The 24,305-nt window shown below is 46.9% G+C and carries 22 protein-coding genes, 1 riboswitch and 1 other annotated feature; of the genes, 6 read left to right on the top strand and 16 right to left on the bottom strand.

All coding sequences use genetic code 11. The features are described 5' to 3' along the window. Positions 1-312: 312 nt before the first annotated feature. On the bottom strand, positions 313-708 hold the full coding sequence (locus AACQ93_RS05205) for an H-NS family histone-like protein (protein WP_064602666.1): 396 nt from the start codon (positions 706-708) through the stop codon (positions 313-315). 371 nt (positions 709-1,079) lie between these two features. Then, a riboswitch (Lysine riboswitch) is annotated at positions 1,080-1,262 on the top strand. A gap of 100 nt (positions 1,263-1,362) precedes the next feature. On the opposite strand from AACQ93_RS05205, the gene AACQ93_RS05210 reads away from it, so the two are divergent. Both AACQ93_RS05210 and AACQ93_RS05215 read left to right on the top strand, forming a co-directional pair. Then, entirely contained in the window at positions 1,363-2,958 is a 1,596-nt protein-coding gene (locus tag AACQ93_RS05210) for a Na+/H+ antiporter NhaC family protein (protein WP_064602668.1), read from the top strand. 177 nt (positions 2,959-3,135) lie between these two features. Continuing rightward, a complete protein-coding gene (locus AACQ93_RS05215; protein ID WP_007461801.1) occupies positions 3,136-3,714 on the top strand; it encodes a thymidine kinase in 579 nt (192 codons plus the stop codon). A gap of 106 nt (positions 3,715-3,820) precedes the next feature. On the opposite strand, the gene hisIE is transcribed toward AACQ93_RS05215, so the two are convergent. From hisIE to AACQ93_RS05270, 11 genes are all read right to left on the bottom strand, one after another. Continuing rightward, the gene (hisIE, locus tag AACQ93_RS05220; protein ID WP_064602670.1) at positions 3,821-4,450 is read right to left on the bottom strand and encodes a bifunctional phosphoribosyl-AMP cyclohydrolase/phosphoribosyl-ATP diphosphatase HisIE; all 630 of its coding nucleotides are present in this window, start codon (positions 4,448-4,450) and stop codon (positions 3,821-3,823) included. Next, on the bottom strand, positions 4,447-5,220 hold the full coding sequence (gene hisF, locus AACQ93_RS05225) for an imidazole glycerol phosphate synthase subunit HisF (protein WP_007461805.1): 774 nt from the start codon (positions 5,218-5,220) through the stop codon (positions 4,447-4,449). Before hisF ends, hisIE begins: the two co-directional genes overlap by 4 nt. Before the next feature lie 18 nt (positions 5,221-5,238). Continuing rightward, positions 5,239-5,973: a 1-(5-phosphoribosyl)-5-[(5-phosphoribosylamino)methylideneamino]imidazole-4-carboxamide isomerase gene (gene hisA, locus AACQ93_RS05230; RefSeq protein WP_064602672.1), complete on the bottom strand. Its 735-nt coding sequence runs from the start codon at positions 5,971-5,973 to the stop codon at positions 5,239-5,241. Between the two features lie 20 nt (positions 5,974-5,993). Then, positions 5,994-6,629 (bottom strand): imidazole glycerol phosphate synthase subunit HisH, encoded by a 636-nt coding sequence (gene hisH / locus AACQ93_RS05235; RefSeq protein ID WP_007461810.1) that lies wholly within the window; start codon positions 6,627-6,629, stop codon positions 5,994-5,996. Then, on the bottom strand, positions 6,629-7,714 hold the full coding sequence (hisB, locus tag AACQ93_RS05240; RefSeq protein ID WP_369808736.1) for a bifunctional histidinol-phosphatase/imidazoleglycerol-phosphate dehydratase HisB: 1,086 nt from the start codon (positions 7,712-7,714) through the stop codon (positions 6,629-6,631). Before hisB ends, hisH begins: the two co-directional genes overlap by 1 nt. A 12-nt stretch (positions 7,715-7,726) precedes the next feature. Further along, positions 7,727-8,779 carry a histidinol-phosphate transaminase gene (gene hisC, locus AACQ93_RS05245; RefSeq protein WP_198160147.1) on the bottom strand — a complete coding sequence of 351 codons (1,053 nt, stop codon included), beginning with the start codon at positions 8,777-8,779 and terminating at the stop codon, positions 7,727-7,729. 5 nt (positions 8,780-8,784) lie between these two features. Further along, positions 8,785-10,110, bottom strand: a complete 1,326-nt coding sequence (gene hisD / locus AACQ93_RS05250) for a histidinol dehydrogenase (RefSeq protein WP_064602678.1) — start codon at positions 10,108-10,110, stop codon at positions 8,785-8,787. 4 nt (positions 10,111-10,114) lie between these two features. Further along, on the bottom strand, positions 10,115-11,011 hold the full coding sequence (gene hisG, locus AACQ93_RS05255) for an ATP phosphoribosyltransferase (RefSeq protein WP_007461820.1): 897 nt from the start codon (positions 11,009-11,011) through the stop codon (positions 10,115-10,117). Positions 11,012-11,050: 39 nt separating this feature from the next. Beyond that, positions 11,051-11,188: a sequence feature (His leader region), on the bottom strand. Between the two features lie 248 nt (positions 11,189-11,436). Continuing rightward, the gene (locus AACQ93_RS05260) at positions 11,437-11,622 is read right to left on the bottom strand and encodes a hypothetical protein (protein WP_007461822.1); all 186 of its coding nucleotides are present in this window, start codon (positions 11,620-11,622) and stop codon (positions 11,437-11,439) included. A gap of 241 nt (positions 11,623-11,863) precedes the next feature. Further along, positions 11,864-12,394: a YchJ family metal-binding protein gene (locus AACQ93_RS05265; RefSeq protein ID WP_064602680.1), complete on the bottom strand. Its 531-nt coding sequence runs from the start codon at positions 12,392-12,394 to the stop codon at positions 11,864-11,866. Then, the gene (locus AACQ93_RS05270) at positions 12,394-13,626 is read right to left on the bottom strand and encodes an EAL and HDOD domain-containing protein (RefSeq protein WP_064602682.1); all 1,233 of its coding nucleotides are present in this window, start codon (positions 13,624-13,626) and stop codon (positions 12,394-12,396) included. Before AACQ93_RS05270 ends, AACQ93_RS05265 begins: the two co-directional genes overlap by 1 nt. A 233-nt stretch (positions 13,627-13,859) precedes the next feature. On the opposite strand from AACQ93_RS05270, the gene AACQ93_RS05275 reads away from it, so the two are divergent. After that, positions 13,860-14,753 carry a sulfite exporter TauE/SafE family protein gene (locus AACQ93_RS05275; protein WP_064602684.1) on the top strand — a complete coding sequence of 298 codons (894 nt, stop codon included), beginning with the start codon at positions 13,860-13,862 and terminating at the stop codon, positions 14,751-14,753. A 60-nt stretch (positions 14,754-14,813) separates the two neighbouring features. Here AACQ93_RS05275 and lpxH read toward each other — a convergent pair whose 3' ends face one another. Together lpxH and AACQ93_RS05285 are read right to left on the bottom strand one after the other, a co-directional pair. Beyond that, the gene (gene lpxH / locus AACQ93_RS05280) at positions 14,814-15,554 is read right to left on the bottom strand and encodes a UDP-2,3-diacylglucosamine diphosphatase (RefSeq protein ID WP_064602685.1); all 741 of its coding nucleotides are present in this window, start codon (positions 15,552-15,554) and stop codon (positions 14,814-14,816) included. A gap of 45 nt (positions 15,555-15,599) precedes the next feature. After that, positions 15,600-16,097, bottom strand: a complete 498-nt coding sequence (locus AACQ93_RS05285; RefSeq protein WP_007461830.1) for a peptidylprolyl isomerase — start codon at positions 16,095-16,097, stop codon at positions 15,600-15,602. Between the two features lie 352 nt (positions 16,098-16,449). Here AACQ93_RS05285 and cysS point away from each other — a divergent pair, with 352 nt between their 5' ends. Further along, entirely contained in the window at positions 16,450-17,832 is a 1,383-nt protein-coding gene (gene cysS / locus AACQ93_RS05290) for a cysteine--tRNA ligase (RefSeq protein ID WP_064602688.1), read from the top strand. A gap of 264 nt (positions 17,833-18,096) precedes the next feature. Then, the gene (gene glpQ, locus AACQ93_RS05295) at positions 18,097-19,176 is read left to right on the top strand and encodes a glycerophosphodiester phosphodiesterase (protein WP_084418979.1); all 1,080 of its coding nucleotides are present in this window, start codon (positions 18,097-18,099) and stop codon (positions 19,174-19,176) included. Between the two features lie 115 nt (positions 19,177-19,291). On the opposite strand, the gene AACQ93_RS05300 is transcribed toward glpQ, so the two are convergent. Beyond that, positions 19,292-20,110 (bottom strand): ion transporter, encoded by an 819-nt coding sequence (locus AACQ93_RS05300; protein ID WP_007461838.1) that lies wholly within the window; start codon positions 20,108-20,110, stop codon positions 19,292-19,294. A 118-nt stretch (positions 20,111-20,228) separates the two neighbouring features. Next, a complete protein-coding gene (locus AACQ93_RS05305; RefSeq protein ID WP_007461840.1) occupies positions 20,229-20,867 on the bottom strand; it encodes a YchE family NAAT transporter in 639 nt (212 codons plus the stop codon). 718 nt (positions 20,868-21,585) lie between these two features. Here AACQ93_RS05305 and adhE point away from each other — a divergent pair. Beyond that, positions 21,586-24,288, top strand: a complete 2,703-nt coding sequence (gene adhE, locus AACQ93_RS05310) for a bifunctional acetaldehyde-CoA/alcohol dehydrogenase (RefSeq protein WP_064602697.1) — start codon at positions 21,586-21,588, stop codon at positions 24,286-24,288. Positions 24,289-24,305: the final 17 nt, after the last annotated feature.

The raw sequence follows: 24,305 nt of genomic DNA on the forward strand, positions 1-24,305 counted from the left end.
ATGAAGAGGGAAGGCTTTCTCCGTGCCTTTGCTGTCGGATTCGGAAAGTAAGCTGGCATAGAAAAAAGTAAGAACTGTAAGCTTGTTTCAGTGATAGCTTTCAACGAAAAGCTTAAGTTATAGAGTATTAATTCTAATTATAACAGTGTGTATGGTATTACGGTTATGCAAATTAGTTGTGATTTTACAACTGAACATTATGAGGTTAATGAACTAAATATCTCGATTGTTTTTTGGGGCGGATAAGCAGGAATATGAATATAAAAAAACCCGGAAGTTCCGGGCTTTTGTTCAGCTTATATTCAGCTTTAATTAGATTTCGAAATCTTCTAGAGATTTGCCTTCATCAAGCGCTTTCTTCAGTGCACTTGGAGTACGGCCTTGGCCAGTCCAGGTTTTCTCTTCACCATTTTCATCAATGAAACGGTATTTAGCAGGACGAGCAGCACGTTTTGCTTTAGGTGCTTTATTCAGGCTCGCTAGTAATTCTTCAGGGTCGATACCGTCAGCCAGAAGCATTTCACGGTATTGAGCAAGTTTTTCGCTACGTTCTTTTTCTTTAGCTAGTTCTTCTGCTTCTGCTTCTTCACGCTCGCTAACAACTGTTTGTAGTTTCTCCAGAGCTTCCTGAAGTTGTTCCAGAGTATATTCACGCGAAAGAGCACGAAGGCTACGAAGGTTAAACAGCGCTTTCATTGCATCAGACATTTTATATTTCCTGTTGGCTTTAAACTGTTTTAATAAATAATAGCAGTCACAAATCTATATTGGCAATAATAATACGTTTAAACCTGTGATGCCAAATAAAATATCTGGTCTGGTTTTATTTTTTTTTGAATTAAGCTGATGAAAATCTCATTTTTTATATTTTCGGGTGATGTTGATTGTGAAATTAATCGAGACTTTGAGTAAATTGAATGTCCGTAATTTCATATGATTTAATAGTGCTAAGGATTACATTGAAGCTTCAATTGTGCGTTTTTTCATCGTCGCGGAAAAATTATTCACTATATGTGTTAATTTTTTCATCTTATGTTGTTGCAAATGGTTCGTGATTCCGTACAATGAAATCTTCCTTGACTAAGGGTAGAGGCGCATTGTCTATAAGTAACTGGCAGTAGGGTGATTCCGATGATAGCCAGAGAAAGGAGCCGATGCCGAAGTGAGCCAGGTCATCAAGCCTGCTTGCTGGGGTTGTCACCGAATAGGGGCAACACTGCCATAGTATATAATTACATTAACTATGGAGCGCTACTGTGGGGTCGGAATAGGGGACTTGCTTTCCTTTATACTCTTCTCTTTAACGACTTATGTCGTGCTCAGCAGTAGATCTCCAACCAAGTATCGGTTGTAGTTGAGATCATGAATATTGTAGATTTTTCCCATTCATCCATTTCATTGTTACCGCCATTAGTGGCGTTGGGCCTTGCGATTCTGACACGTCGCGTTTTGGTTTCTCTAGGTGTTGGTATTGTTCTTGGCGCTTTATTGCTGACAGATTTTTCTCTGGGTATGACTGCAGAATATGTGGGTACTACAGTTAAAGGTTTGTTCATCGATGATGGTGCTATTAATAGCTGGAACATGAGTATTGTCGCTTTCCTTATTTTGCTGGGTATGATGACAGCACTGCTAACCCTTTCTGGCGGTACTCGTGCTTTTGCTGAATGGGCACAGACAAAAATTAAATCTAAGCGCGGTGCAAAACTGCTTGCTGCTTTTCTAGGGGTATTTATTTTCGTCGATGACTATTTTAATAGTCTGGCGGTAGGTTCTATTTCTCGTCCTGTTACTGATCGTTTTTACGTATCACGTGCAAAACTGGCTTACATTCTGGATTCAACCGCTGCACCAATGTGTGTGTTGATGCCTGCGTCAAGCTGGGGTGCTTATATTATCACGCTTATCGGTGGTATTTTGGTATCGCACGGTGTGACAGAATATTCTGCATTGAGCGCATTTCTTCAACTTGCACCAATGAACTTTTACGCGGTGTTTGCTTTATTAATGGTATTTGTTGTTGCTTGGTTCCAACTGGATATCGGCGCAATGAAGAAGCATGAAATGCAGGCAAGCCATGGTCACGGTTTTGATGAAGGTGGTGACGACTCCCAGGCAAAAGATCTGAACGACGAGCTGGAAATTGAAGAAAGTGAAAATGGTCGTGTGGCTGATTTGGTAATGCCAATCGTTGCTCTTATCTTCGCTACTTTCTTCTTTATGATTTATACCGGTTACCAGGCTCTGGCTGCTGATGGTATTGCGTTTAATATCCTGGGTGCGTTCGAGAATACTGATGTAGGTATGTCTCTGGTTTACGGTGGTCTGGTTGGTCTTGTAGCTGCAATGATCCCGGTAATTCGCCAGCGTCTGCCAATGTCTGATGTGGCATCTACACTGTGGATTGGTGCGAAATCAATGTTCGGCGCTATCCTTATCCTGCTGTTTGCATGGAGTATTGGTAGCGTGATCGGTGATATGGAAACCGGTAAGTACCTGTCAACACTGGTTCAAGGTAATATCAGCCCGGCACTGCTACCTGCAATTCTGTTCCTGTTGGCTGGCCTGATGGCGTTCTCAACAGGTACATCATGGGGTACGTTCGGTATCATGCTGCCAATCGCAGGTGATCTGGCTGCAGCTTCTGATATTGCGCTGATGCTGCCAATGCTGGGTGCGGTTCTGGCTGGTTCTGTATTTGGTGACCACTGTTCTCCGATTTCAGATACGACGATTCTGTCTTCAACCGGTGCGCGCTGTCATCACATTGACCACGTATCAACGCAGCTGCCTTACGCTCTGTCTGTTGCTTTGGTTTCAACCATTGGCTTCCTAGTACTGGGTATGACAGGTTCAATGCCGGTAGCCTTTATGGCAGCAGTAATTAGCTTCATTCTGGTTTGTGTGGCACTGATGTGGATGGCTCGCCGTCCGGCTGTTGCTGCGGCTAAAATGTAAAAGCTGATTAGGCATCAAACTGTTAGATATTAATGAAAGCCTGCAATTAAATTGCAGGCTTTTTTTATCATTAAATAATGCGTGATATTTTGCGCTTTCGTGCGGTCACGCGCTTTTAATTCCTACCTCTTTTCTGTAGCATTTCGGCAGTTTTTTTGCGCTTTGACGGGGAGCCACATGGCCCAGATGTATTTCTATTACTCGGCAATGAATGCGGGTAAGTCGACGACCTTATTGCAGTCATCTTTTAACTATCGTGAACGCGGAATGACGCCGGTGATCTTTACGGCGGCTATTGATGATCGTTTCGGTGTCGGCAAGGTGAGCTCGCGTATTGGTCTGCAGGAAGAAGCTGAGCTGTTTGGTGCGCAAGACGATTTATATCAAAAGCTTCAGGATATGTCAGCGAACACAAAAATTGATTGTGTGCTGATTGATGAATGCCAGTTCCTGACTAAAGAGCAGGTTTATCAGTTGACGGAAATTGTCGACAAGATGCACATTCCTGTTTTGTGTTACGGCTTGCGTACTGATTTCCGCGGTGAACTTTTTGAAGGCAGTCGTTATTTGTTGTCCTGGGCTGATAAGCTGGTGGAGCTGAAAACAATCTGTCATTGTGGTCGCAAAGCAAATATGGTGATCCGCATGGATGAAACTGGTCGTGCAATTGCTGACGGTGATCAGGTTGTGATTGGCGGTAATGATCGTTACGTATCAGTTTGCCGCAAACATTATAAAGAAGCGCTGGGTAAGTAATTAATTGCATTCAGCGCTTAATTGAAAATAAGAAAGCCCGGGTTGATATTCCCGGGCTTTTATTTTTAGTTCGTTTCTAAAATAGATGCTCTGCTTATTAAGCAAATTATTTATTATGACGTTCCTGAAGTTTTTCTGTGACATCTGACAGGGAAAGCCCCTGATCTTGTAATAAAACTATCAGGTGGTAGAGCAAATCGGCAGATTCACAGATCAGCTCCTTCTTATCGCCCGACGTTGCCGCAAGCGCGACTTCAACGCCTTCTTCGCCCACTTTTTGCGAAATACGCTTGGTACCGCGGGCGTAGAGACTGGCGGTGTAGGAAGAGGTTGGATCGGCATCTTTACGTTCAGCCAGTAGCTGTTCCAGTTGATGAAGAAACACCAGTGCCGGTTGTTCAACCAGCCCTTCCTGGGCTGTGTTACTGTCAAAGCAGGTTGTGGTATTGAGGTGACAGGTCGGGCCGATAGGATCGACTTTAACCAGCAGGGTATCCTGATCACAATCGAGTTTGATGCTCTTAAGATTCAGGACATTGCCAGAGGTTTCGCCCTTGGTCCAAAGGCGTTGCTTGCTGCGAGACCAGAAGGTGACTTTTTTACTCGCCAGTGTTTTGTCCAGCGCGGCTTCATTCATATAGCCCAGCATCAGCACCTGACCGCTGGTGTTGTCCTGCACGATGGCCGGAACCAGGCCGTCTACTTTTTCCCAGTTAATATTTGCTGCCAGGCTCATAGTCTTATCTCCACATCTTGCTGTTTCAGGTACTGCTTTAATTTGCCGATATTGATGATCCGTTTATGGAAAACAGAAGCTGCCAGTGCGCCGTCTACATTGGCTTTATTAAAGGCATTGGCGAAATGGAGCATTTCTCCGGCTCCGCCCGAGGCAATCAGCGGAACATGGCAGACTTCGCGAACCATATTCAGTTGCTTGAGATCGTAACCTTGCCGGACACCATCCTGGTTCATCATGTTCAGTACGATTTCCCCGGCACCGCGTTTTTGTACTTCCTGAACCCAGTCCCGGGTTTCCCACTGGGTGACTTTGGTGCGGCTTTCATCACCGGTGAATTGGTAAACCTGGTATTTTTCGGTTTCAGCATCAAAGTAAGAGTCGATGCCGACCACAATACATTGCACACCGAACTTATCCGCTAATTCGGTGATCAGCGCCGGATTAGCTAACGCCGGTGAGTTGATGGACACTTTATCGGCACCAAATTGCAGGATGCGGCTGGCATCTTCAGCGGACTTGATTCCGCCGGCAACACAGAACGGGATATCAATCACTTCCGCAACCCTGGCAACCCAGCTTTTGTCGACGACGCGGCCATCACTGGAAGCGGTAATATCGTAAAACACCAGTTCATCAGCCCCTTCCTCGGCATAGCGTTTGGCAAGCGGGACGATATCACCGATGATTTCGTGGTTACGGAACTGCACGCCCTTGACTACTTGTCCGTCGCGGACATCAAGACAAGGGATAATTCGTCTTGCTAACATGTTTTTCTCCTTGTCCGGTTAGCTGTTCCAACAGGTAAATGCTTCTTCTGCGGTGAATTTACCGTCGAGAAGGGCCCGGCCGACAATCACGCCGGCAACACCGGAACCCTTCAGCGCCGCAATATCATCCAGGGAGCCAATGCCACCCGAAGACTGAAACTGAACTTGCGGGTAACTGGCGCACAGATCCCGGTAGAGTTCTACATTCGAGCCACTTAAGGTGCCGTCGCGGGAAATATCGGTACAAAGTACGTGGCAAAGGCCGACAGTCAGGTAATCATCCAGCAGATCTTCAATGCTGACTCCTGAGTCTTCCTGCCAGCCGGAAATAGCGACTTTTCGGTTGCCGTTGTCATCAATGTTGACATCAAGGGCGAGCACAATGCATTCCGGGCCGTATTTCTCCATCCAGCCCTTCACTAATTCTGGCTGTTTTACCGCGGTGGAGCCGACGACCACGCGTTGTGCCCCAGCTTCCAGCAAGTCGTTGACATCTTGCTCGCTGCGGACACCGCCACCGATTTGGATATTAGCCGGGGTGCTGGCCAGCAGTTTGCCGATAAGCTGAAGTTGACGGGCTGAAGTATCTTTGGCTCCGGTAAGATCAACCAAGTGCAGCCAGCCGGCACCTGCTTGGTTGTAAAGGGCAAATTGTTCGGCCGGATCAACCTTATATTCGGTTACCTGACCGTAGTCACCCTGAAAAAGACGAACAACCTGACCGTCAATTAAATCAAGTGCGGGAATAATCATATCAAGTCCTTTTGCCGTCGTTACATTTCAAGAAAGTTTCTGATTAGTTGTGCCCCGGCCTTGCCTGAACGCTCTGGGTGGAACTGGACACCGAAATAGTTTCCGTTCTGAACAGCCGCCGAAAAAGCATTTCCGTATTCGCAACTGGCAATGGTTTTGCCACCGTCTGCTTTGTCAAAAACAGGCATCGCGTAACTGTGAACAAAATAAAAATAGCTGCCTGCCGGGATATCTTTAAACAACGGATGATCCTGCTGCGGGGTGATGGTGTTCCAGCCCATGTGCGGCAGAGGCAACTCTCCGGTCTCCAATTTTGTTACCGGTGCTGCACAAAGGTTAAGGCAGGGAACCTGCTCTGTACCGCTTTGTCCCTGTTCTTCTGATAGCTCACCGAGCAGCTGCATGCCAAGGCAAATACCGAGAAGCGGCTTATCGACCTTTTTTACCAGCTCAATCAGGTTACGTTCCTGCAGGTTTTTCATCGCTTCACTGGCGGTTCCGACACCGGGTAGAAACAGCTTGTCGGCAGTAAGTACGACTCCTGGCTCTTTACTGACAGTCACTTTGTAACCTTCACGCTCAATTGCAAAACGTACTGATGAGACATTCGCACAGCCAGTATCAATGATGACGACTTGCTGGTTTTCTTTTGCCATTACAGTACTCCTTTACTGCTTGGTAACTCGTTGCCTTCAACCCGGATTGCCTGGCGCAGGGTGCGTCCAAAGGCCTTGAACAGACTCTCGACAATATGGTGGTCGTTGTCACCGCTTGATGACAGGTGCAGGGTGCAGGCCAGGGTATCGGTCAGCGAGCGGAAGAAATGCGATACCATCTCGGTTGAAAGATCGCCGACCTGATCTCGGCTAAATTTAGCATCAAACTTCAGATACGGACGGCCGGACAGATCCAGTGCGCACTGCGCCAGGCACTCATCCATTGGCAGGCTGAAGCCGAAACGGCCGATGCCGCGTTTGTCGCCAAGGGCTTTTTTCAACGCTTCACCCAGTGCAAGTGCGGTATCTTCGACACTGTGGTGATCGTCGATGTGCAGGTCGCCGTCAACGGTGAGTTCGAGGCGGAACCCGCCGTGGGTGGCGATTTGATCCAGCATATGATCAAAGAAACCCAGCCCGGTTTTGATGATATTGCCGCCGGATTCGTCCAGGTTGACCTTAACCCGGATATTGGTTTCTTTGGTGGTGCGTACCACCTCTGCGATCCTTGGCGACGAAGTAAGATCTTTGACGATCTGTGGCCAGTTCATCGTGGTGTCATCGCTCGGCTGCGGACTATAGCGAATGCCGCGGATAGCCATATTTTCTGCCAGTTCGAGATCGGTCGGACGATCGCCGATCACGACTGAGTGCTCGAAGTCGACGCGGCCTCCGCGCAGGTAGTCTTTTACCATGCCCAGCTTAGGCTTGCGGCAGGTACAATTGTCTTCTTCAAAGTGTGGGCAGATTAGGGTATCAGCAAACTTAACACCCTGGGATTCGAAGATTTCCATCATCATCTGATGTGGTGCATCAAAGTCTTCTTGTGGATAGCTCTCTGTGCCGAGTCCGTCCTGATTGGTGACCATCACCAGTTTGTAACCGGCATCCTGCAGCTTTAACAGCGACGGGATCACTAATGGTTCAAGCTTGAGTTTGTCCAGTCGGTCGACCTGAAAATCAACGGGTGGCTCAACAATCAGTGTGCCGTCCCGGTCGATAAATAAAATCTTTTCCTTGCTCACAATATCAATCCTTTATGCTGGTTTCTGCTCAAGTTGTTCTCGGATGAAGGCCAGGGTTTTCTCACACTCATCACGGCTGCCGATACTGATGCGGATGCAGTTTTCAATCTGAGAGCGGCGAAGAATAATGCCGTGCTCCCATAAAGCATTAAACAGCGCATCGGCATTAGGGAATTTCACTAATAAGTAGTTTCCGTAACCGTCAAAGACAGTGACATCCGGAAGCATACCCAGGCCCGCTTGCAGATATGCGCGGTTAGCGTGAATGTCGAGAACCTGGAATTTGGTCTTTGCCAGCCCTGACGGAGACAGTGCTTGTACGGCGATGTCGGTAACCGGCACCGGAACCGGATAAGGGGCGATCACTTTGAGCAGCAGTTCAATTACCTCTGAATTTGCCAGGGTAAAGCCGCAGCGCAAACCGGCGAGGGCGAAGGCCTTTGACAGGGTTCGCAGGATCACCAGGTTTGGATACTGATCAAGCAGATCAACGGTTGAGGCTTCAGGGCAAAAGTCGATATAGGCCTCGTCGACAACAACCAGAGCCTTGCCTGCAGTCATATCAAGCAATGCTTCAATGTCCCGGCGATTGATTAAGTTACCGGTCGGGTTATTCGGGCTGCAGACAAAGATCAGTTTAACTCCGTCAAGACTGGCTTCTATCTCGGGTAAATTCAGTTGCCATTCTGCTGTCAGCGGAACGGTCTTGGTTTGAACATCGAAGGTTTCAGCGCTTATCGCGTACATGCCATATGTCGGCGGGCAGTAAAGGATACTGTCCTGATTTGGTTCACAGAATGCCCGTATCAGCAGTTCGATTCCTTCATCGGCACCTCGGGAGGTGAGAACCTGTTCTTTTTTTACACCGGCGTAGTCGGTATAGGCCTGGATCAGTTCTTCCGGTTGGCAGGAACTGTAGCGGTTCAGGCGGTCACATTTGATGGTGTATTCGTTGGCAAACGGCGATTCGTTGGCGTTCAGCCAGATATCTCCGCTACCGCCAATGCGCCTAGCTGACTGGTAGGGCGTTAATTCGCGAACTGTTTTGCGGGCCAGTTGAGCGATTGTCATTATTGAACCTCCTTGTTGGCCACAGCTCTGTTTTGTTGCGCCTGTAGTTTTTCAATGCGGATAGTGACGGCCCGTTTGTGGGCATCCAACCCTTCGGCTTCGGCCATGGTGACGACTGTTGGAGCCAGCTGTTGCAAACCATCCGCACTAAGTTCCTGAACTGTCATCCGTTTGGTGAAATCCGCCAGTCCCAGGCTAGAGTAGGTGCGGGTATAGCCATACGTCGGCAGAACATGGTTCGTACCCGAAGCATAGTCCCCGACAGACTCTGGTGACCAGTTGCCAAGGAAAATTGAACCGGCATTATCAAGCTGCGAAACCAGGCTACGCGGATCCCTGGTCTGAACAATCAGGTGCTCCGGACCGTAGTGGTTGGATATTGAAATGCATTGTGTCAGGGTATCGGCAACGACAATCAGGCTTGATCCCAGTGCCTGACGGGCAATACCCGCACGCGGCAGTTCGGCAAGTTGTTTCTGGATTGCATCTGCTACTCGCTCGGCAAGGCTCGGTTCAGGTGTTACCAGGACAACCTGAGAGTCAGGGCCGTGTTCAGCCTGACTGAGAAGATCGGCTGCGATAAAGCCCGGCTCGGCAGTGGAATCGGCGATTACCAGAACTTCTGACGGACCTGCCGGCATGTCGATGGCAGCGCCACGGTAGTCGTTACTGACCTGACGCTTGGCTTCGGTTACGAATGCATTGCCCGGTCCGAAAATTTTATCGACTTTGATGACAGATTCGGTGCCGTAGGCCATGGCGGCGACAGCCTGTGCGCCGCCGACATTGTAAATGTTGTCGATACCACACAGTTTGGCGACATAGAGAATTTCATCGGCAATCGGTGGCGGTGAACACAGGACAATCTGGCGGCAACCAGCGATTTGTGCGGGAACACCCAGCATCAGGACGGTAGATGGCAGTGGGGCGCTACCGCCGGGAATGTATAAACCGACAGAGTTTATTGGTCGTGTCACTTGTTCGCAAACGACACCCGGCTGCGTTTCCACCCGCAGAGGCTTTTGCTTCTGTGCTTTGTGGAAGATTGCGATATTGTCATAAGCCTGTTGAAGTGCTTGCTTCATGTTTTCGCTCAGGCGATCTGCAGCGGCGTTTACTTCTTCGGTACTGACTTTGATACTTTCCGGGCGAACTTTGTCGAATTTCTCGGTCAGCTCCAGCAAAGCATCGTCGCCACGTTGGCGGACACTATCGATCACTTCGGAAACGATGGCAGAGATGTTCGCCCCTTCAGTAATGGCCGGGCGCTGCAGAACGTATTCCTGTTGGGTTTCGCTTAATGATTGCCATACAACGGTTTTCATTGCCTTACTCCATCATTTTCTCAATTGGCAGGACAAGGATTGAGCTGGCTCCCAGCCCTTTGAGTTCTTCCATTGTTTCCCAGAACAGGTTCTCGGAACTGACCAGGTGAATAGCGACACGGCTTTTGTCCGTCGCTAATGGAATGATGGTCGGGTCTTCGGCTCCCGGTAGCAGGGCTTTGATTTGCTCAAGGCATTCAGTCGGGGCGTGAAGCATGATGTACTTGGACTCTTTGGCCTGGATGACACCTTGCATGCGGGTCAGCAGGCGCTCAATCAGTTCAGTCTTGTCTTGGTTGAAATCGCCGGTGCGCTGGATGAGAACGGCTTTAGAACGCAGGATAACTTCGACTTCTTTCAGACCGTTTGCTTCGAGAGTGGCACCTGTTGAAACCAGATCACAAATGGCATCGGCAAGGCCTGCTCGGGGAGCAACTTCAACGGAGCCGTTCAACATACAGGTGCTGAATTGAACCCCCTGTTCATCCATGTAGCGCTTAACCAGTTGAGGATAAGTTGTTGCAATACGTTTGCCCTGAAGATCCTGCGGGCCGGCGTAGTCGGCGTCTTTGTCGATGGCGATGGAAAGGCGGCAGCCACCAAAGTCAAGGCGGCGCAGTTTGACATACTCTGATGGTTCTCCACGGGCGGCGCGCTCCAGGCCTACTTCTTCCAGCTCGTTTTCGCCGATTACACCAAGGTCAACTACGCCATCCATGATCAGACCGGGAATATCATCATCACGAACCAGTAACAGATCGATGGGCATATTTTCAGAATGAACCACCAGGCGTTCACCCATCATGTTGAATTTAACGCCGCAGCGTTTTAACAGGTCCTGGCACTCTTTGCTCAGGCGTCCTTTTTTCTGAATGGCAATTCTTAGTCGTTCTGTCTGCATCGGTATGTTCCCTGTATTCGATAAATTTTATGCCTGAAAACGAAAAAACCCTCGGAAGAAAGCTCTTCCGAGGGTCTGAGATCTGTTACTGCAATTGACCGCTGGAAGAGTGATTCTGCGTCTTCCAGAGTGAGGCGTATCCTCCTGAAAGACTAATCAGGATGATGATGGTGATGTAGATTTGCCATTAGGATACGCATAATTATTTACTCAAATGAAATCATTATTTACACATTGCTTGTTATTCACACTAACCAAGCTTATTTGATTTTGCAACAGGAAATTTAAATTTAAATTAACTTAACAAAAAATTAAGAATGCAGAGTATTCGAAGTGGGGCGGAATGGGGTGAGAAGTAAGCACTTTTAAGGTTCAAACTTGAAAGTGCTTTAGTTGTGGTAACTTTTTATTAACCATTTGAGTGCTCAGACATACACGTCAAGCAGCCCTTTCCGACGGCGCTTTTTTGCATGTTTTCTTGGTTGTTCTTTTTTCTCCTCATTTGTTTTGGCTTCGACTTTTTGCTTACGCTCATCGATAAGAGATGCCTGTGTGACTTTCTTCAGCTGTTTCTGAGCAGTCAACGGCAGATTGTTGTTTGGGTTGATCATGTCATTGTCTCGCTACACAGTTGAGTCCTGCTTAATTTATCGACAATGCAATGATGCTATTGAGTGTTTTTTGTACGCTGTTTTAAGGTTTTGTTTCGAGGTGAGATCTAGATAGGAAAAAAAGATGAAATTAATGAAAAACAGGAGCTTTACTGGAAGGCTCCTGTGTTTGTACTACCGCATTAGCTTAAGTCACGATTTAGTGATTGCTATAAATAATCACTGTGACAAATCTTGTGATTTAGCCGCAGCATTTTTTGAATTTTTTGCTGCTTCCGCAAGGGCAGGGATCATTGCGGCCGACTTTATCGTTGATTATCGGTTGCTGTGGCGCAGCTGCTTCAACAGACTGCTCTTCGATAGCATCCGGGTAAATGCCGTCAATGTAGAACCACTGGGTTGATTCACCATGAAGTTCGCGGAGAAAGCGTGATTTTTCATGAAGACAGTATTCATCCTTACCATCACGGTAGAAGGCTTTAAATTCAACGAAACCTTCACCGTTGGCGGCTATTTCATTGCTGATCACTTCCAGCCCCAGCCATTCTGTATTGACTGAGTCAGCAATGGCTTCACGATGTTGTTCAGCCTCGCAGCTTGGATGGTAAGTATCAACGACAAAATCTACCAGCCCTAGAACGTGAGCGCTGTAGCGAGCGCGCATAAGTTGTTCCGGCTGCTCGGCTTGTGATGGATCTTGATGGATCGGCTGGCAGCAGGCCGTCAGTATCTTTTTACTGCCGCATGGGCATAATTGGGCTGGCGTAGACATTAATAACTCTGTTGTTGCTGTTTTTCAAAAAGAGTGGCCCATTTTACTGATTCCAGATAAAGATCTGCAACGTTGGATTCGTTAATGACCAGTTCCTGGCAAAATTGGCTCACTTTATCCCATTCTGCGGCGTCATAAGCCTCCATCAACCGAAGGATCTGCCCGAGAGTTCCTTCCTGGTTAACCAGTGCCAGCTTAATTTCTTCACTGAGAGGTAACTGTTCAATGAGTTCTTCGATCGGTTTGTCGAGGATCGAATCGAGTAACGAGAACAGGCCGGTCAGAAATGCCTGGTTGCCTGCGATTCTAGGCGTAACCAGTTTACCCAGTCGTTCACATAAATGAGCTCGCTGAAGGGACAAGCTATAGAGTGCCGCCGGTTTCTTTTCCATCGCATGGGAAGTGGCAATGAAAGTAATAAAGCGTCTTAAGCGTTCTTCCCCCAGATACACCAGAGCCTGTTTAAATGAGGTAATGGGTTTGGACCGGGAAGAGGTCATGTTGTTGACATGGCGCAGCAGTTTATAAGACAGAGATACATCTGTCGCGATAATGCTCTCAACCTGCTTGAAATTGACGTCTTCCTGGCTGATTTCCTGAAACAGTCTTAGCGTGGTCAGGGCTGAAGGGGTGAGCGCCTTGTTTTGGATCATTTCCGGCCGGCTGAAGAAGAAGCCCTGAAATAAATCGAATCCGGCTTCGCGAGCTGCAATGAATTCTTCATGGTTTTCGACTTTTTCCGCCAGAAACTGCATTTTGCTGTATTTGGTTTTTTGGTGGCGAATAAAAAAGCTGGCTTTGGCTATTGGTGTAGCACGAATATCAAACTTAATAATATGGATATATGGCAGGAAGCGATTCCAGGCTTTATGAGGAACAAAGTCATCCAGTGCCAGGGTGTACCCTTTTTGGTGCAGCTCAATAACCGCTTCAAGCAGTTCGTCATCAGGTTTGCAGCTTTCCAGTATTTCAATAACGAAACTGTGCTTGGAAAACATCAGCGGAATTCGTTGAACCAGGCTGTTATGGGGAAAATTGACAAAGGCTTTTTTCCCGGAAGTAAGGTGGTTCGCGTTAGATGTGAAGAAATTATCAGCAAGCAGGCGATTTGTCGCCTGCTCATCTTCCACGTCAGGAAAGCAATTATCAGGACCGTCACGAAATAGCAATTCGTATCCAACGGTTGCCTTGTCTTGGTTTAAAACAGGTTGTCGAGCAAGATATGACTGCATGGGCTCTAACGTAAGCTAATGATATTATTATTAAAAGGCGACAATGTGCGCCATAAGGTACGAGTTATATTAGTGATTATTTTATCAATGGCGCGACGTACGCCGAGTATTACAAAGAAATATGGTTCCACAACGTGATGGTAATAGCAAATTTAGACAATCGCCAAAAAGATAGAATCATTCTCTAAGTTCGTGGACAATAGTCCCCCTTTGATGAAATTTTTATGTAACGAATGACGGTCTTTACAGTCATACAAGCCGGATTGCTTGTAGGTGGAGGCGTATTTATTGCCATGCTTTTCAATTCATGGCGTAAAAATCGCTCGCAGGAAGCGCAAACAAAAATCTTACCTATTGGTCTTATCGGGGGCTTTGCCAACTTCTGCGACACTCTTGGTGTAGGGAGCTTTGCAATTAAAACTGCAGGCTATAAGCAACTTAAACTAATTGATGACCAGCTCTTACCCGGCACCCTGAACTGTCAGGCGGTGATGTCTACGGCTGTCCAGTCGTTGATTTTCCTGACAGCGGTTGATGTCGATCCGGTGACTTTGGTAAGCATGGTTCTGGCTGCTTGCTTTGGTGCAACAGTTGGAGCGCGTCTGGTTTCCGGTTGGGATCGTCAGTTGATTCGTCTGGTGATGTGCGGTGCTTTGCTGGTGGTGGCCGGATTGATGCTGGCAGGCCAGTTGAAGTTGTTCCCGCTGGGTGGTGAAGAGCTGGGTCTTAGCGGCTGGAAATTAGCGGCCGGTATTGCCGGTAACTTCCTGTTCGGTGCTTTGATGACGATTGGTATTGGCCTTTACGCCCCATGCATGACTTTAGTGTATCTGCTGGGTATGCACCCGCTGGCGGCGTTTCCTATCATGATGTGCTCGTGCGCATTTTTGAGCTTCTTTTCAGCAGGCAGTTTTATCCGTAAAAACCGTATTAACAGCCGTGCTGCATTGATAGTGGCAATTACCGGCCCGATTGGTGTTGTGATTGCGGCTTATCTGGTGAAGTCTCTGGATCTGCAATTATTGGCTTGGTTGGTAATTGGTGTGGTGTTCTATACATCCGTAACCATGTATCGCTCCTGGGCCAGTGAACGACGCGAGCTAGAGCTGGTGAATGCGACACCATAGTCCATCAATAAATGATGAGATGAAAAAGGTATGCCTTGGCATACCTTTTTTTATGGGATGTTATGTTCGGTATGATTCGGCAAAGTTCCTGGTTTCCAATTGGTTACCATCAGGATTACATACCAGTACCGAACCATGATCATACCAGTCGCCTAAAACAGTGCGGACAGCCGGTTGATTTTCCACCGATAAGTTGTGAATAGCCGGTCGATGAGTATGACCGTGGATCATTGCTCTCACCCCGAACTGTGCCATGATTTTCACTACTTCATCAGGGGTGACATCCATGACATCTTCTCGTTTAGCCTGGTTAGCCATTCCGCTGTTACTGCGAAGCTTTTCACCTATGTTCTGGCGCCAGGCCAGCGGCAGGCGGAAGAACAACCACTGAATAAAGCGGTTATGCACTTTTTTTCGATAACGCTGGTAGGCTTCATCGAGAGTGCAAAGGGTATCGCCATGCAGGATTAGAGTAGGCTTGCCGTACAAATCGATGACCGTATGTTCCGGCAATAACTGGACGCCAGTTTCATCACTGAAGCGTTTGCCAACTAAAAAGTCGCGATTGCCGTGAATGAAATAGCAGGGGATCCCCGAGTCGGTCAGTTGCCGGAAGGCCGTCTTGATTTGCTGATGGAAGGGGGAATCGTCATCATCGCCAATCCACATTTCAAACAGATCACCCAGTACATAAAGGGCATCAATCCCCTTGGTGTCCTCTTTCATAAAAGTAAGAAAACAGTCGGTGATATCCGGGCGGTCGGCACTCAGGTGCAAGTCAGAAATAAAAAGTGTTGTCATAAAGAAAAGAAAGGGTGGCTTGTTGGCCACCCTTAAGAGTAGTGATTACTCTTCGATAGTTACGTCGTTGATCACAACTTCTTCAACTGGCACATCCTGGTGTACGTAACCCCAGTTACCAGTAGAAACGCCTTTGATCTTATTAACTACGTCCATGCCTTCAACAACTTCAGCGAATACACAGTAACCCCAGCCGTCAGGTGTCTCTGATTTGAAGTCCAGGAATTTGTTGTCGTTAACGTTGATGAAGAACTGAGAACTTGCAGAGTGCGGTTCCATAGTACGAGCCATAGCAAGAGTACCTACTTTATTGCTTAGGCCGTTGTTCGCTTCATTTTTGATTGGCGCGCGAGTTTCTTTCTCAACCATGCCGGAAGCCATGCCACCGCCCTGGATCATGAAACCGTCGATAACACGGTGGAACAGAGTGCCGTTGTAGAAACCATCACGGCAGTACTGTAGGAAGTTTGCACATGTTTCAGGCGCTTGTTCTGTGTTTAGTTGGATTTTGATATCACCAAAAGTTGTGTGAAGCGTTACCATGAGCTTGTCCTTTAATGGATGTATATTGCTTTAAACGTTGGATTTTATCTTACTAAGGCAAGGCGTCAACATGATTCCCAGTCATAATCAGCCTAAGTTGGAATAAGCGTGTTATTTAGCCTGTTTTGCCATTAAACCTAACCGGTTCTGTCAGGTATAACTATAGGTTAATAGAGGAGGAAAAGGGAATGGCTGCACTAACGGGATGATGCTTTTACTATGTCAGCAGGGAATTATGCTGATGATGAGCTTCGGAACCCGTGAAATCACGTATTTTTCCTTGCCTTCAATAGTCATAAGAGGTGTAATTAACCTCTTAAACGTAACCCCATAAAATGAGTAAATACGAGACATGTTAAAGATCTATAACTCACTCACTAGACAGAAAGAGGAATTCAAACCCATCCAGCCTGGTAAAGTAGGCATGTACGTCTGTGGGGTTACCATCTACGATTTATGTCACATTGGCCACGGTCGTACATTCGTATCGTTCGATGTGGTTTCTCGTTACCTGCGCTACCTGGGTTATGACCTGACTTTCGTACGTAACATCACAGACATCGACGATAAAATTATCAAGCGTGCTGCGGAAAACGGCGAAAGCTGTGAAGCGCTGACTGAGCGTCTGATTCAGGAAATGTACGCTGACTTTGATGCGCTGGGTATGAAGCGTCCGGACATCGAGCCTCGTGCGACAGCTTACATTGCTGAAATTATCGCGATGTGTGAGCGTTTGATTGAGCGCGGCTTTGCGTATGTTGCTGACAACGGCGACGTGATGTTCGAAGTTAGCAAATTCGATGAATACGGTAAGCTGTCTAAGCAGGACCTTGAGCAGCTTCAGGCCGGTGCTCGTGTTGATATTGAAACAGCAAAACGCAGCCCATTGGATTTCGTTCTGTGGAAAATGTCCAAGCCGGGCGAACCGACTTGGGAATCTCCATGGGGTCCTGGCCGTCCGGGTTGGCACATTGAATGTTCTGCAATGAACTCTGCGATTCTGGGTGACCACTTTGATATTCACGGTGGTGGTTCGGATCTTCAGTTCCCGCACCACGAAAACGAAATCGCTCAGTCTTGCTGTGCAACTGGTTCCCAGTACGTAAATACTTGGATGCATAGCGGTATGGTGATGGTTGACCGTGAGAAGATGTCTAAGTCTCTGGGTAACTTCTTTACTATCCGTGACGTACTTGAGCATTACGATGCCGAAACAGTTCGCTACTTCCTGATGTCTGGTCACTACCGTAGCCAGCTGAATTACAGCGAAGACAACCTGAAGCAGGCTCGCTCTGCTCTTGAGCGCCTGTACACTTCACTACGTGGTCTTAATGTTGAAGCGAAAGCGGAAGGCGGCGAAGAGTTCACAACTCGCTTCAAAGATGCGATGAACGATGATTTTAATACGCCGGAAGCATATTCAGTACTGTTTGATATGGCGCGTGAGATCAACCGTCTGAAAACTGATGATCTGGAGACAGCTTCAGCTCTGGGTGCACGTATGCGTGAACTGGCTGATGTTCTTGGCCTGTTGGCTCAGGAGCCAGAAGCCTTCCTGCAGGGCGGTGCCGGTGAAGCTGATGATGTGGCTGAAATTGAAGCACTGATTCAGCAGCGTCTGGATGCGCGTGCCGCGAAAGATTGGGCTGCTGCTGATGCTGCTCGTGATAAGCTGATGGCTATGGACATCATTCTGGAAGACGGCCCGCAGGGTACAACCTGGCGTCGTAAGTAAGACTTCCTGTACTACAGAGAAACCGGAGCAATTGCTCCGGTTTTTTTATTGTTGAAGTTATCTGTCGGAATGTTTTACCGCAAATTAAAAATGGACTGCCTGTCACTATTCGAAAATGAAATTTTCCATATCGAACGAAAATGATCACATTTAGAGTAATTAATCAAAAATGTGTAACAGATACTGATTATTATGCTTCCTGATGTATAAACCAGCAGTGCTTCGTTCCCCAAACTAAAGCACTGATTGTTAAGGATGATAATAATGAAAAAACTATGGCTTGCCGCTGCCATTGGTAGCACACTGCTAGCATCTTCTGCATTTGCGCAATCAGCTCCCGATAACAGTAAAATTGTAGTCGCCCACCGTGGTGCTTCAGCTTACCTTCCTGAACATACCTTACCTGCCAAGGCGATGGCTTATGCCATGAGACCTGACTTTATTGAGCAGGATGTGGTGATGACCAAGGATGATAAGCTGGTGGTTCTGCATGACCATTATCTGGATCGTGTCACCAATGTCGCTGAAGTGTTCCCGGATCGTGCGCGCAAAGACGGTCGTTACTATGCGATTGACTTTACCTTGGATGAAATCAAACAGCTGAGCGTCACTGAAGGTTTCAATATCAAAGATGGTAAACAGGTTCAGGGATTCCCTGAGCGTTATCCTATGTGGACGTCTGACTTCAAAGTGCCTACTTTCGAAGAAGAAATTGAAATGATCCAGGGTATGAATAAAACCTTAGGTTATGACATCGGTATTTACCCAGAGATTAAAGCACCTTGGTTCCACCGCCATGAAGGTAAGGACATCAGTAAAGCTGTGCTTAAGGTCCTGAAAAACTATGGTTATACCGATAAGGCGAGCAAAGTTTTCCTTCAGACATTTGACTTCAATGAGTTGAAGCGCATTCATGACGAGCTGATGCCGGCAATGAGCATGGATGTGAAACTGGTTCAGTTGATGGCTTATACCGACTGGAACGAAACTATGGTTTACGACAGTAAGGGACAGGCTCAGCCATACAGCTATGATTGGATGTTTGCTAAGGGCGGTATGGAAAAAGTCGCGAAGTATGCTGATGGTATCGGTCCATGGAAACCTATGGTGGTTTCTGATGAATCAACTAAAGGTAATATCAAGCTGACAGGTCTGGTAAAAGCTGCTCATGCGCAAGGTATGCAGGTTCATCCATACACATTCCGAGCTGATACAGGCCGTATTCCGGCTTATGCTAATGACTTTAATGACATGCTGGATATTTTCTACAACACTGCGAATGTCGACGGTGTCTTCACTGACTTCCCGGATCGCGCAGTAAATTTCTTGCACAATAAGAAATAACCAGAACTTATCTGCTAATAAAGACGGCACCTGATCAGGTGCCGTTTTTGTTTGTCTTTACAGAATCTGGTTTACACAGAATTAGCGAGACACAAGGAAGAAAATAAAGTTTGGCTCACAGGTTTTCAGGCAGGGCGGCGCCGCATTTTCTGCAGTAACTGGCATCGGTTTCATGGCCGCTGGCAGAGCAGTTCGGGCAGCGGACCAGTTCTCGTTGTGTCTTCATTTCACGGCTTAGCTCTGCAGTAATAATGCCTGTGGGTACTGCCAGAATTGAGTAGCCCAGCAACATGGTAAAGGCTGCCAGTGCTTTGCCGAGATCGGTTTGGGGAACGATATCGCCATAACCCACTGTTGTGATCGTGACGATTGCCCAGTAGATGCTGGCCGGAATACTGGTAAAGCCGTTGTCCGGCCCTTCTATTACAAATAGCAGAGAACCAAGAACGGTAACCAGAATGGCTACCGTGCTGAAAAATACCAGGATTTTTCCTTGAGCCATCAGTAGTGAGCGTAACAGGATGTTGGAGTCTTTAAGAAATTTTGCCAGTTTCAGGATCCGGAAGATACGCATGACTCGCAGTAGTCGTACGATAAGCAGGTATTGAGTTCCCGGAAATAGGAAAGAGATGTAGCTGGGTAAAACAGCAATCAGGTCGATTATTCCATAGAAGCTACGTGCGTATGCCATGGGGCGGGGAGAACAGTAAAGCCTGACAATGTATTCAACGGTGAAGAGTAGGGTAAATCCCCATTCCAGCAAGAAGAATATACGGGAGTATTGAAGTTCGTAGCTCTTGATTGAAGAAATAATAAGAACTAGTTCGGAGCAAAGAATAGTGATGATAAGGGCTATATCAAAATATTGCCCTGCTTTGGTATCTGTTCCGAATATAACCTGATATAGCCGTTGCCGTGTTGATAGTTTGGCCATAACGTCCTGAATTCAATGATAGATAATTTGGCAGATAGGATAGTGGAGTAAGGATGGTGATGCCAGTTGACGGGTAACAAGCGTGTTACCCGTCAAAAATATTATGTGGTGGAGTGAATCAGGCAAGGCCCGGGAACAGCACTCTCAGGCCGTTAGCAATGAACTCGATACCCAGTGCACCCAGGATCAGACCCATGATACGGGTGATGACGTTGATACCTGTTTGGCCCAGAAAACGCACGATGATTGGCGCCACGCGGAATAGCGTCCAACAAAACAGGGCGAAGATAGCAATCGTTGCGGCAATCCCCAACGTGCTGTGCATGCCAGGGTAACGGGAGCCATAGACAATAGTGGAACTTATCGCACCTGGGCCCGCCATTAACGGCATAGCCAGTGGCACAACGCCGATTTGCTCACGACTGATGGATTCTGACTCTTCCTGCTTGTTCTGTTTATCTTCACCCAGTTTACCGCCCATCATTGAAAAGGCGATAGTCAGTAGTAGTAAGCCACCTGCGACACGGAATGAATCCAGTGAGATACTGAACATATCCAGCAAGAACTGGCCGGCAAGTAGCGAGACTGTCAGTATAACTGCGACTGCAATGGCCGCGGTATAAGCCGTTTTATTCCTTTCCTCAATCGTCATGTGCCCGGTGAGTGAAACGAAAATAGGCATGATGCCGATTGGGTTGACGGCCGCAATCAAACCGACAAAGAATTGTAAGAAAATAGCAAATTCAATTGGTGGCATTTCAGAGTCATCTAAGTATTAGGTGAACAACTGGAAGCAGGCTTCCTCCTTGGGTTAACAAACAGCAGTGACATTTCTGAGCATAAGCAGCGTCCGCAGCCGCAGGCAGCGGTTGCATGGGGGGAGGGTAGCGTCAGATTTAATATAACTATTTGTTAATCGGCGTTACTTTAAGCCAAAGAAGATGAATGCACCAATTAAAAAATATTATCGCTAATGATATTTCTAGTTATCCATTAAACATTTGTTATGTTGCTGTAAAGGTCTCAGGTTTTAGTTTACTCTTTAGGAGTAATTAATGTGCCTCATAATATGCAACAAAACCGATTATTGACGAAAGATTTTTCGTGATCACTGTCACATTTGATGTTTAATATGATTAAATGTGTAGGTTTATTACGTAAAATTCAATGCCGTTGAGTATGACAAAACTTGGTTTCGTGGAGCTGATTCAATCGCTCTGGTCACAAAATACGCTTGTAAGTTTTTGTTTTTACATGTCAGAGATCTAAAATTGACAAAAAACACTACTAAAGTGGTACAGGTGATCTAAATCAATTTTTTTCAGGCTGTGAAATAATATAATCAGTTTTGAAAGCAATTTACTAAGTGTGTGTGTTACTGGAATGTAAGAGTGGGATTGCTCAATAACAGTAACAGTAAGGATTGAAGACATATTCTTACTAAAAAGTTTTCAATATTAAGTTAGGAGTTAACTATGCCTGTAACTAATTTGGCTGAACTGGATGCTCTGGTTGCTCGTGTTAAGAAAGCACAAGAAGAGTTTGCTACTTTTTCTCAGGAACAAGTAGACAAAATTTTCCGAGCAGCATCTCTGGCAGCTAACCAGGCTCGTATCCCTCTAGCGCAGCAAGCGGTAGCGGAATCTGGCATGGGCATTGTGGAAGATAAGGTAATCAAAAACCACTTCGCATCTGAGTACATCTACAACAAGTACAAAGATGAGCAGACTTGCGGCATCTTGGAAGAAGATGACAGCATGGGTACGATGACTATCGCAGAACCTGTAGGTATCATCTGTGGTATCGTACCAACTACTAACCCAACTTCTACTGCAATCTTCAAATCTCTGATCTCTCTGAAGACTCGTAACGGTATCATCTTCTCGCCACACCCACGTGCGAAGAACTCAACTAACGATGCAGCTAAACTGGTTCTTGACGCAGCTATCGCAGCTGGTGCGCCAAAAGACATCATTGGTTGGATCGATGAGCCTTCAGTTGAACTGTCTAACGCGCTGATGAAGCACGAAGGTATCGCTCTTATCCTTGCAACTGGTGGTCCAGGTATGGTTAAAGCGGCATACTCTTCTGGTAAGCCAGCTATCGGTGTAGGTGCAGGTAACGTTCCTGTAGTTATCGATGAAACTGCTGATGTTAAGCGTGCAGTTGCTTCTGTTCTGATGTCTAAGACTTTCGATAACGGTGTAGTTTGTGCTTCTGAGCAGGCAGTTATCGTAGTAGACAAAGTTTATGACGAAGTTAAAGAGCGTTTTGCTTCTCACAAAGGCTACGTACTAAGCAAAGCTGAAGCAGATAAAGTACGTAAAGTACTGCTTATCGACGGCAACCTGAACGCGAAGATCGTTGGTCAGCCAGCTACAGCTATCGCTGAAATGGCGGGTGTTAAAGTTCCTGCTGATACTAAGATCCTTGTTGGTGAAGGTCTGGGTGAAGTTTCTTACGATGATGAGTTCGCTCATGAGAAACTATCTCCAACTCTTGGTATGTTCCGTGCGTCTTCTTTCGAAAACGCTGTAGACCAGGCTGTACGCATGGTTGAAATCGGTGGTATCGGCCACACATCTGGTCTGTACACAAACCAGGACGTTAACCAAGACCGTATCAAGTACTTTGGTGACAAACTGAAGACTGCTCGTATTCTTGTAAACATCCCTACTACTCACGGTGGTATCGGTGACCTTTACAACTTCAACGTAGCACCTTCACTGACTCTTGGTTGTGGTTCTTGGGGTGGTAACTCTATCTCTGAGAACGTTGGTCCTAAGCACCTGATCAACAAGAAGACAGTAGCGAAGCGAGCTGAAAATATGTTGTGGCACAAACTACCTAAATCAATCTACTTCCGTCGTGGTAGCCTTCCAGTTGCTCTTGGCGACCTTGAAGGTAAGAAGCGTGCGTTCCTTGTAACTGACCGTTTCCTATTCAACAACGGTTACGCTGATGATGTTGTTCGTCTGCTGAAAGAGCAGGGTATGGAAGTTCAGACTTTCTTCGACGTAGAAGCAGACCCAACACTGTCTGTAGTTGAGAAAGGTGCGGCTGCAATGAACAGCTTCCAGCCTGACGTAATCCTGGCTCTTGGTGGTGGTTCACCAATGGATGCTGCGAAGATTATGTGGGTTATGTACGAGCACCCAGAAACAGAATTCTCTGAGCTGGCTATGCGCTTTATGGACATTCGTAAGCGTATCTACAAGTTCCCTAAAATGGGTCAGAAAGCTGAGCTTGTATGTATCACAACTACTTCTGGTACTGGTTCTGAAGTTACTCCGTTTGCGGTTGTTACCGACGACACTACTGGCGCTAAATACCCACTAGCTGACTACGAGCTGACGCCAAACATGGCTATCGTTGATGCGAACCTGGTTATGAACATGCCTAAGTCGCTGACAGCATTCGGTGGTTACGACGCCGTAACTCACGCACTGGAAGCTTACGTATCTGTTCTTGCGAACGAATACTCTGACGGTCAGGCTCTGCAAGCTCTTAAGATGCTGAAAGAATACCTACCTTCAAGCTACGCAAATGGTGCTAACGACCCAATCGCTCGTGAGAAAGTACACAACGCAGCTACTATCGCTGGTGTTGCATTTGCTAACGCATTCCTGGGTGTGTGTCACTCAATTGCGCACAAGATTGGTAACGCTTTCCACCTGCCACACGGCCTGGCGAACGCACTGCTAATCTCTAACGTTGTTCGTTACAACGCTAACGACAACCCAACTAAGCAGACTGCATTCTCTCAGTACGACCGTCCACAGGCTCGTCGTCGTTACGCTGAAGTTGCTGACCACCTAGAGCTGTCTCAGCCAGGTGACCGTACTGCTCAGAAGATTGAACGTCTTCTAGCATGGATGGATGAGCTGAAGAAAGACCTTGATATCCCAATGTCTATCCAGGCTGCAGGTGTTGCTGAAGCAGACTTCATGGCTCAACTTGATGAGCTGTCTGTAGAAGCGTTCGATGACCAGTGTACTGGTGCGAACCCACGCTACCCGCTAATTTCTGAGCTGAAAGAAGTTCTGATTGCTTCTTACTACGGTAAAGCTTTCGTTGAAGGTGAAACTTTCGAAGGTACTACTGTAATCAAGAAGAAAGCTGACCAGGTAGCTGCTAAAGAAGCGCCTAAAGCTAAGAAAGAAACAGCTAAAGCATAATCATTGTTATAGCTAGC

Origin of the sequence: Photobacterium sp. J15 (assembly GCF_963870815.1) — a bacterium.
In the GTDB taxonomy this organism is placed as follows: Bacteria; Pseudomonadota; Gammaproteobacteria; order Enterobacterales; family Vibrionaceae; genus Photobacterium; species Photobacterium marinum.

Excerpts from the sequence above, each read along its gene's own strand:
- AACQ93_RS05205 (WP_064602666.1), bottom strand. The coding sequence starts at position 708 with ATGTCTGATGCAATGAAAGCGCTGTTTAACCTTCGTAGCCTTCGTGCT.
- AACQ93_RS05210 (WP_064602668.1), top strand. The coding sequence starts at position 1,363 with ATGAATATTGTAGATTTTTCCCATTCATCCATTTCATTGTTACCGCCA.
- AACQ93_RS05215 (WP_007461801.1), top strand. The coding sequence starts at position 3,136 with ATGGCCCAGATGTATTTCTATTACTCGGCAATGAATGCGGGTAAGTCG.
- hisIE (WP_064602670.1), bottom strand. The coding sequence starts at position 4,450 with ATGAGCCTGGCAGCAAATATTAACTGGGAAAAAGTAGACGGCCTGGTT.
- hisF (WP_007461805.1), bottom strand. The coding sequence starts at position 5,220 with ATGTTAGCAAGACGAATTATCCCTTGTCTTGATGTCCGCGACGGACAA.
- hisA (WP_064602672.1), bottom strand. The coding sequence starts at position 5,973 with ATGATTATTCCCGCACTTGATTTAATTGACGGTCAGGTTGTTCGTCTT.
- hisH (WP_007461810.1), bottom strand. The coding sequence starts at position 6,629 with ATGGCAAAAGAAAACCAGCAAGTCGTCATCATTGATACTGGCTGTGCG.
- hisD (WP_064602678.1), bottom strand. The coding sequence starts at position 10,110 with ATGAAAACCGTTGTATGGCAATCATTAAGCGAAACCCAACAGGAATAC.
- hisG (WP_007461820.1), bottom strand. The coding sequence starts at position 11,011 with ATGCAGACAGAACGACTAAGAATTGCCATTCAGAAAAAAGGACGCCTG.
- AACQ93_RS05260 (WP_007461822.1), bottom strand. The coding sequence starts at position 11,622 with ATGATCAACCCAAACAACAATCTGCCGTTGACTGCTCAGAAACAGCTG.
- AACQ93_RS05265 (WP_064602680.1), bottom strand. The coding sequence starts at position 12,394 with ATGTCTACGCCAGCCCAATTATGCCCATGCGGCAGTAAAAAGATACTG.
- AACQ93_RS05270 (WP_064602682.1), bottom strand. The coding sequence starts at position 13,626 with ATGCAGTCATATCTTGCTCGACAACCTGTTTTAAACCAAGACAAGGCA.
- AACQ93_RS05275 (WP_064602684.1), top strand. The coding sequence starts at position 13,860 with ATGACGGTCTTTACAGTCATACAAGCCGGATTGCTTGTAGGTGGAGGC.
- lpxH (WP_064602685.1), bottom strand. The coding sequence starts at position 15,554 with ATGACAACACTTTTTATTTCTGACTTGCACCTGAGTGCCGACCGCCCG.
- AACQ93_RS05285 (WP_007461830.1), bottom strand. The coding sequence starts at position 16,097 with ATGGTAACGCTTCACACAACTTTTGGTGATATCAAAATCCAACTAAAC.
- cysS (WP_064602688.1), top strand. The coding sequence starts at position 16,450 with ATGTTAAAGATCTATAACTCACTCACTAGACAGAAAGAGGAATTCAAA.
- glpQ (WP_084418979.1), top strand. The coding sequence starts at position 18,097 with ATGAAAAAACTATGGCTTGCCGCTGCCATTGGTAGCACACTGCTAGCA.
- AACQ93_RS05300 (WP_007461838.1), bottom strand. The coding sequence starts at position 20,110 with ATGGCCAAACTATCAACACGGCAACGGCTATATCAGGTTATATTCGGA.
- AACQ93_RS05305 (WP_007461840.1), bottom strand. The coding sequence starts at position 20,867 with ATGCCACCAATTGAATTTGCTATTTTCTTACAATTCTTTGTCGGTTTG.
- adhE (WP_064602697.1), top strand. The coding sequence starts at position 21,586 with ATGCCTGTAACTAATTTGGCTGAACTGGATGCTCTGGTTGCTCGTGTT.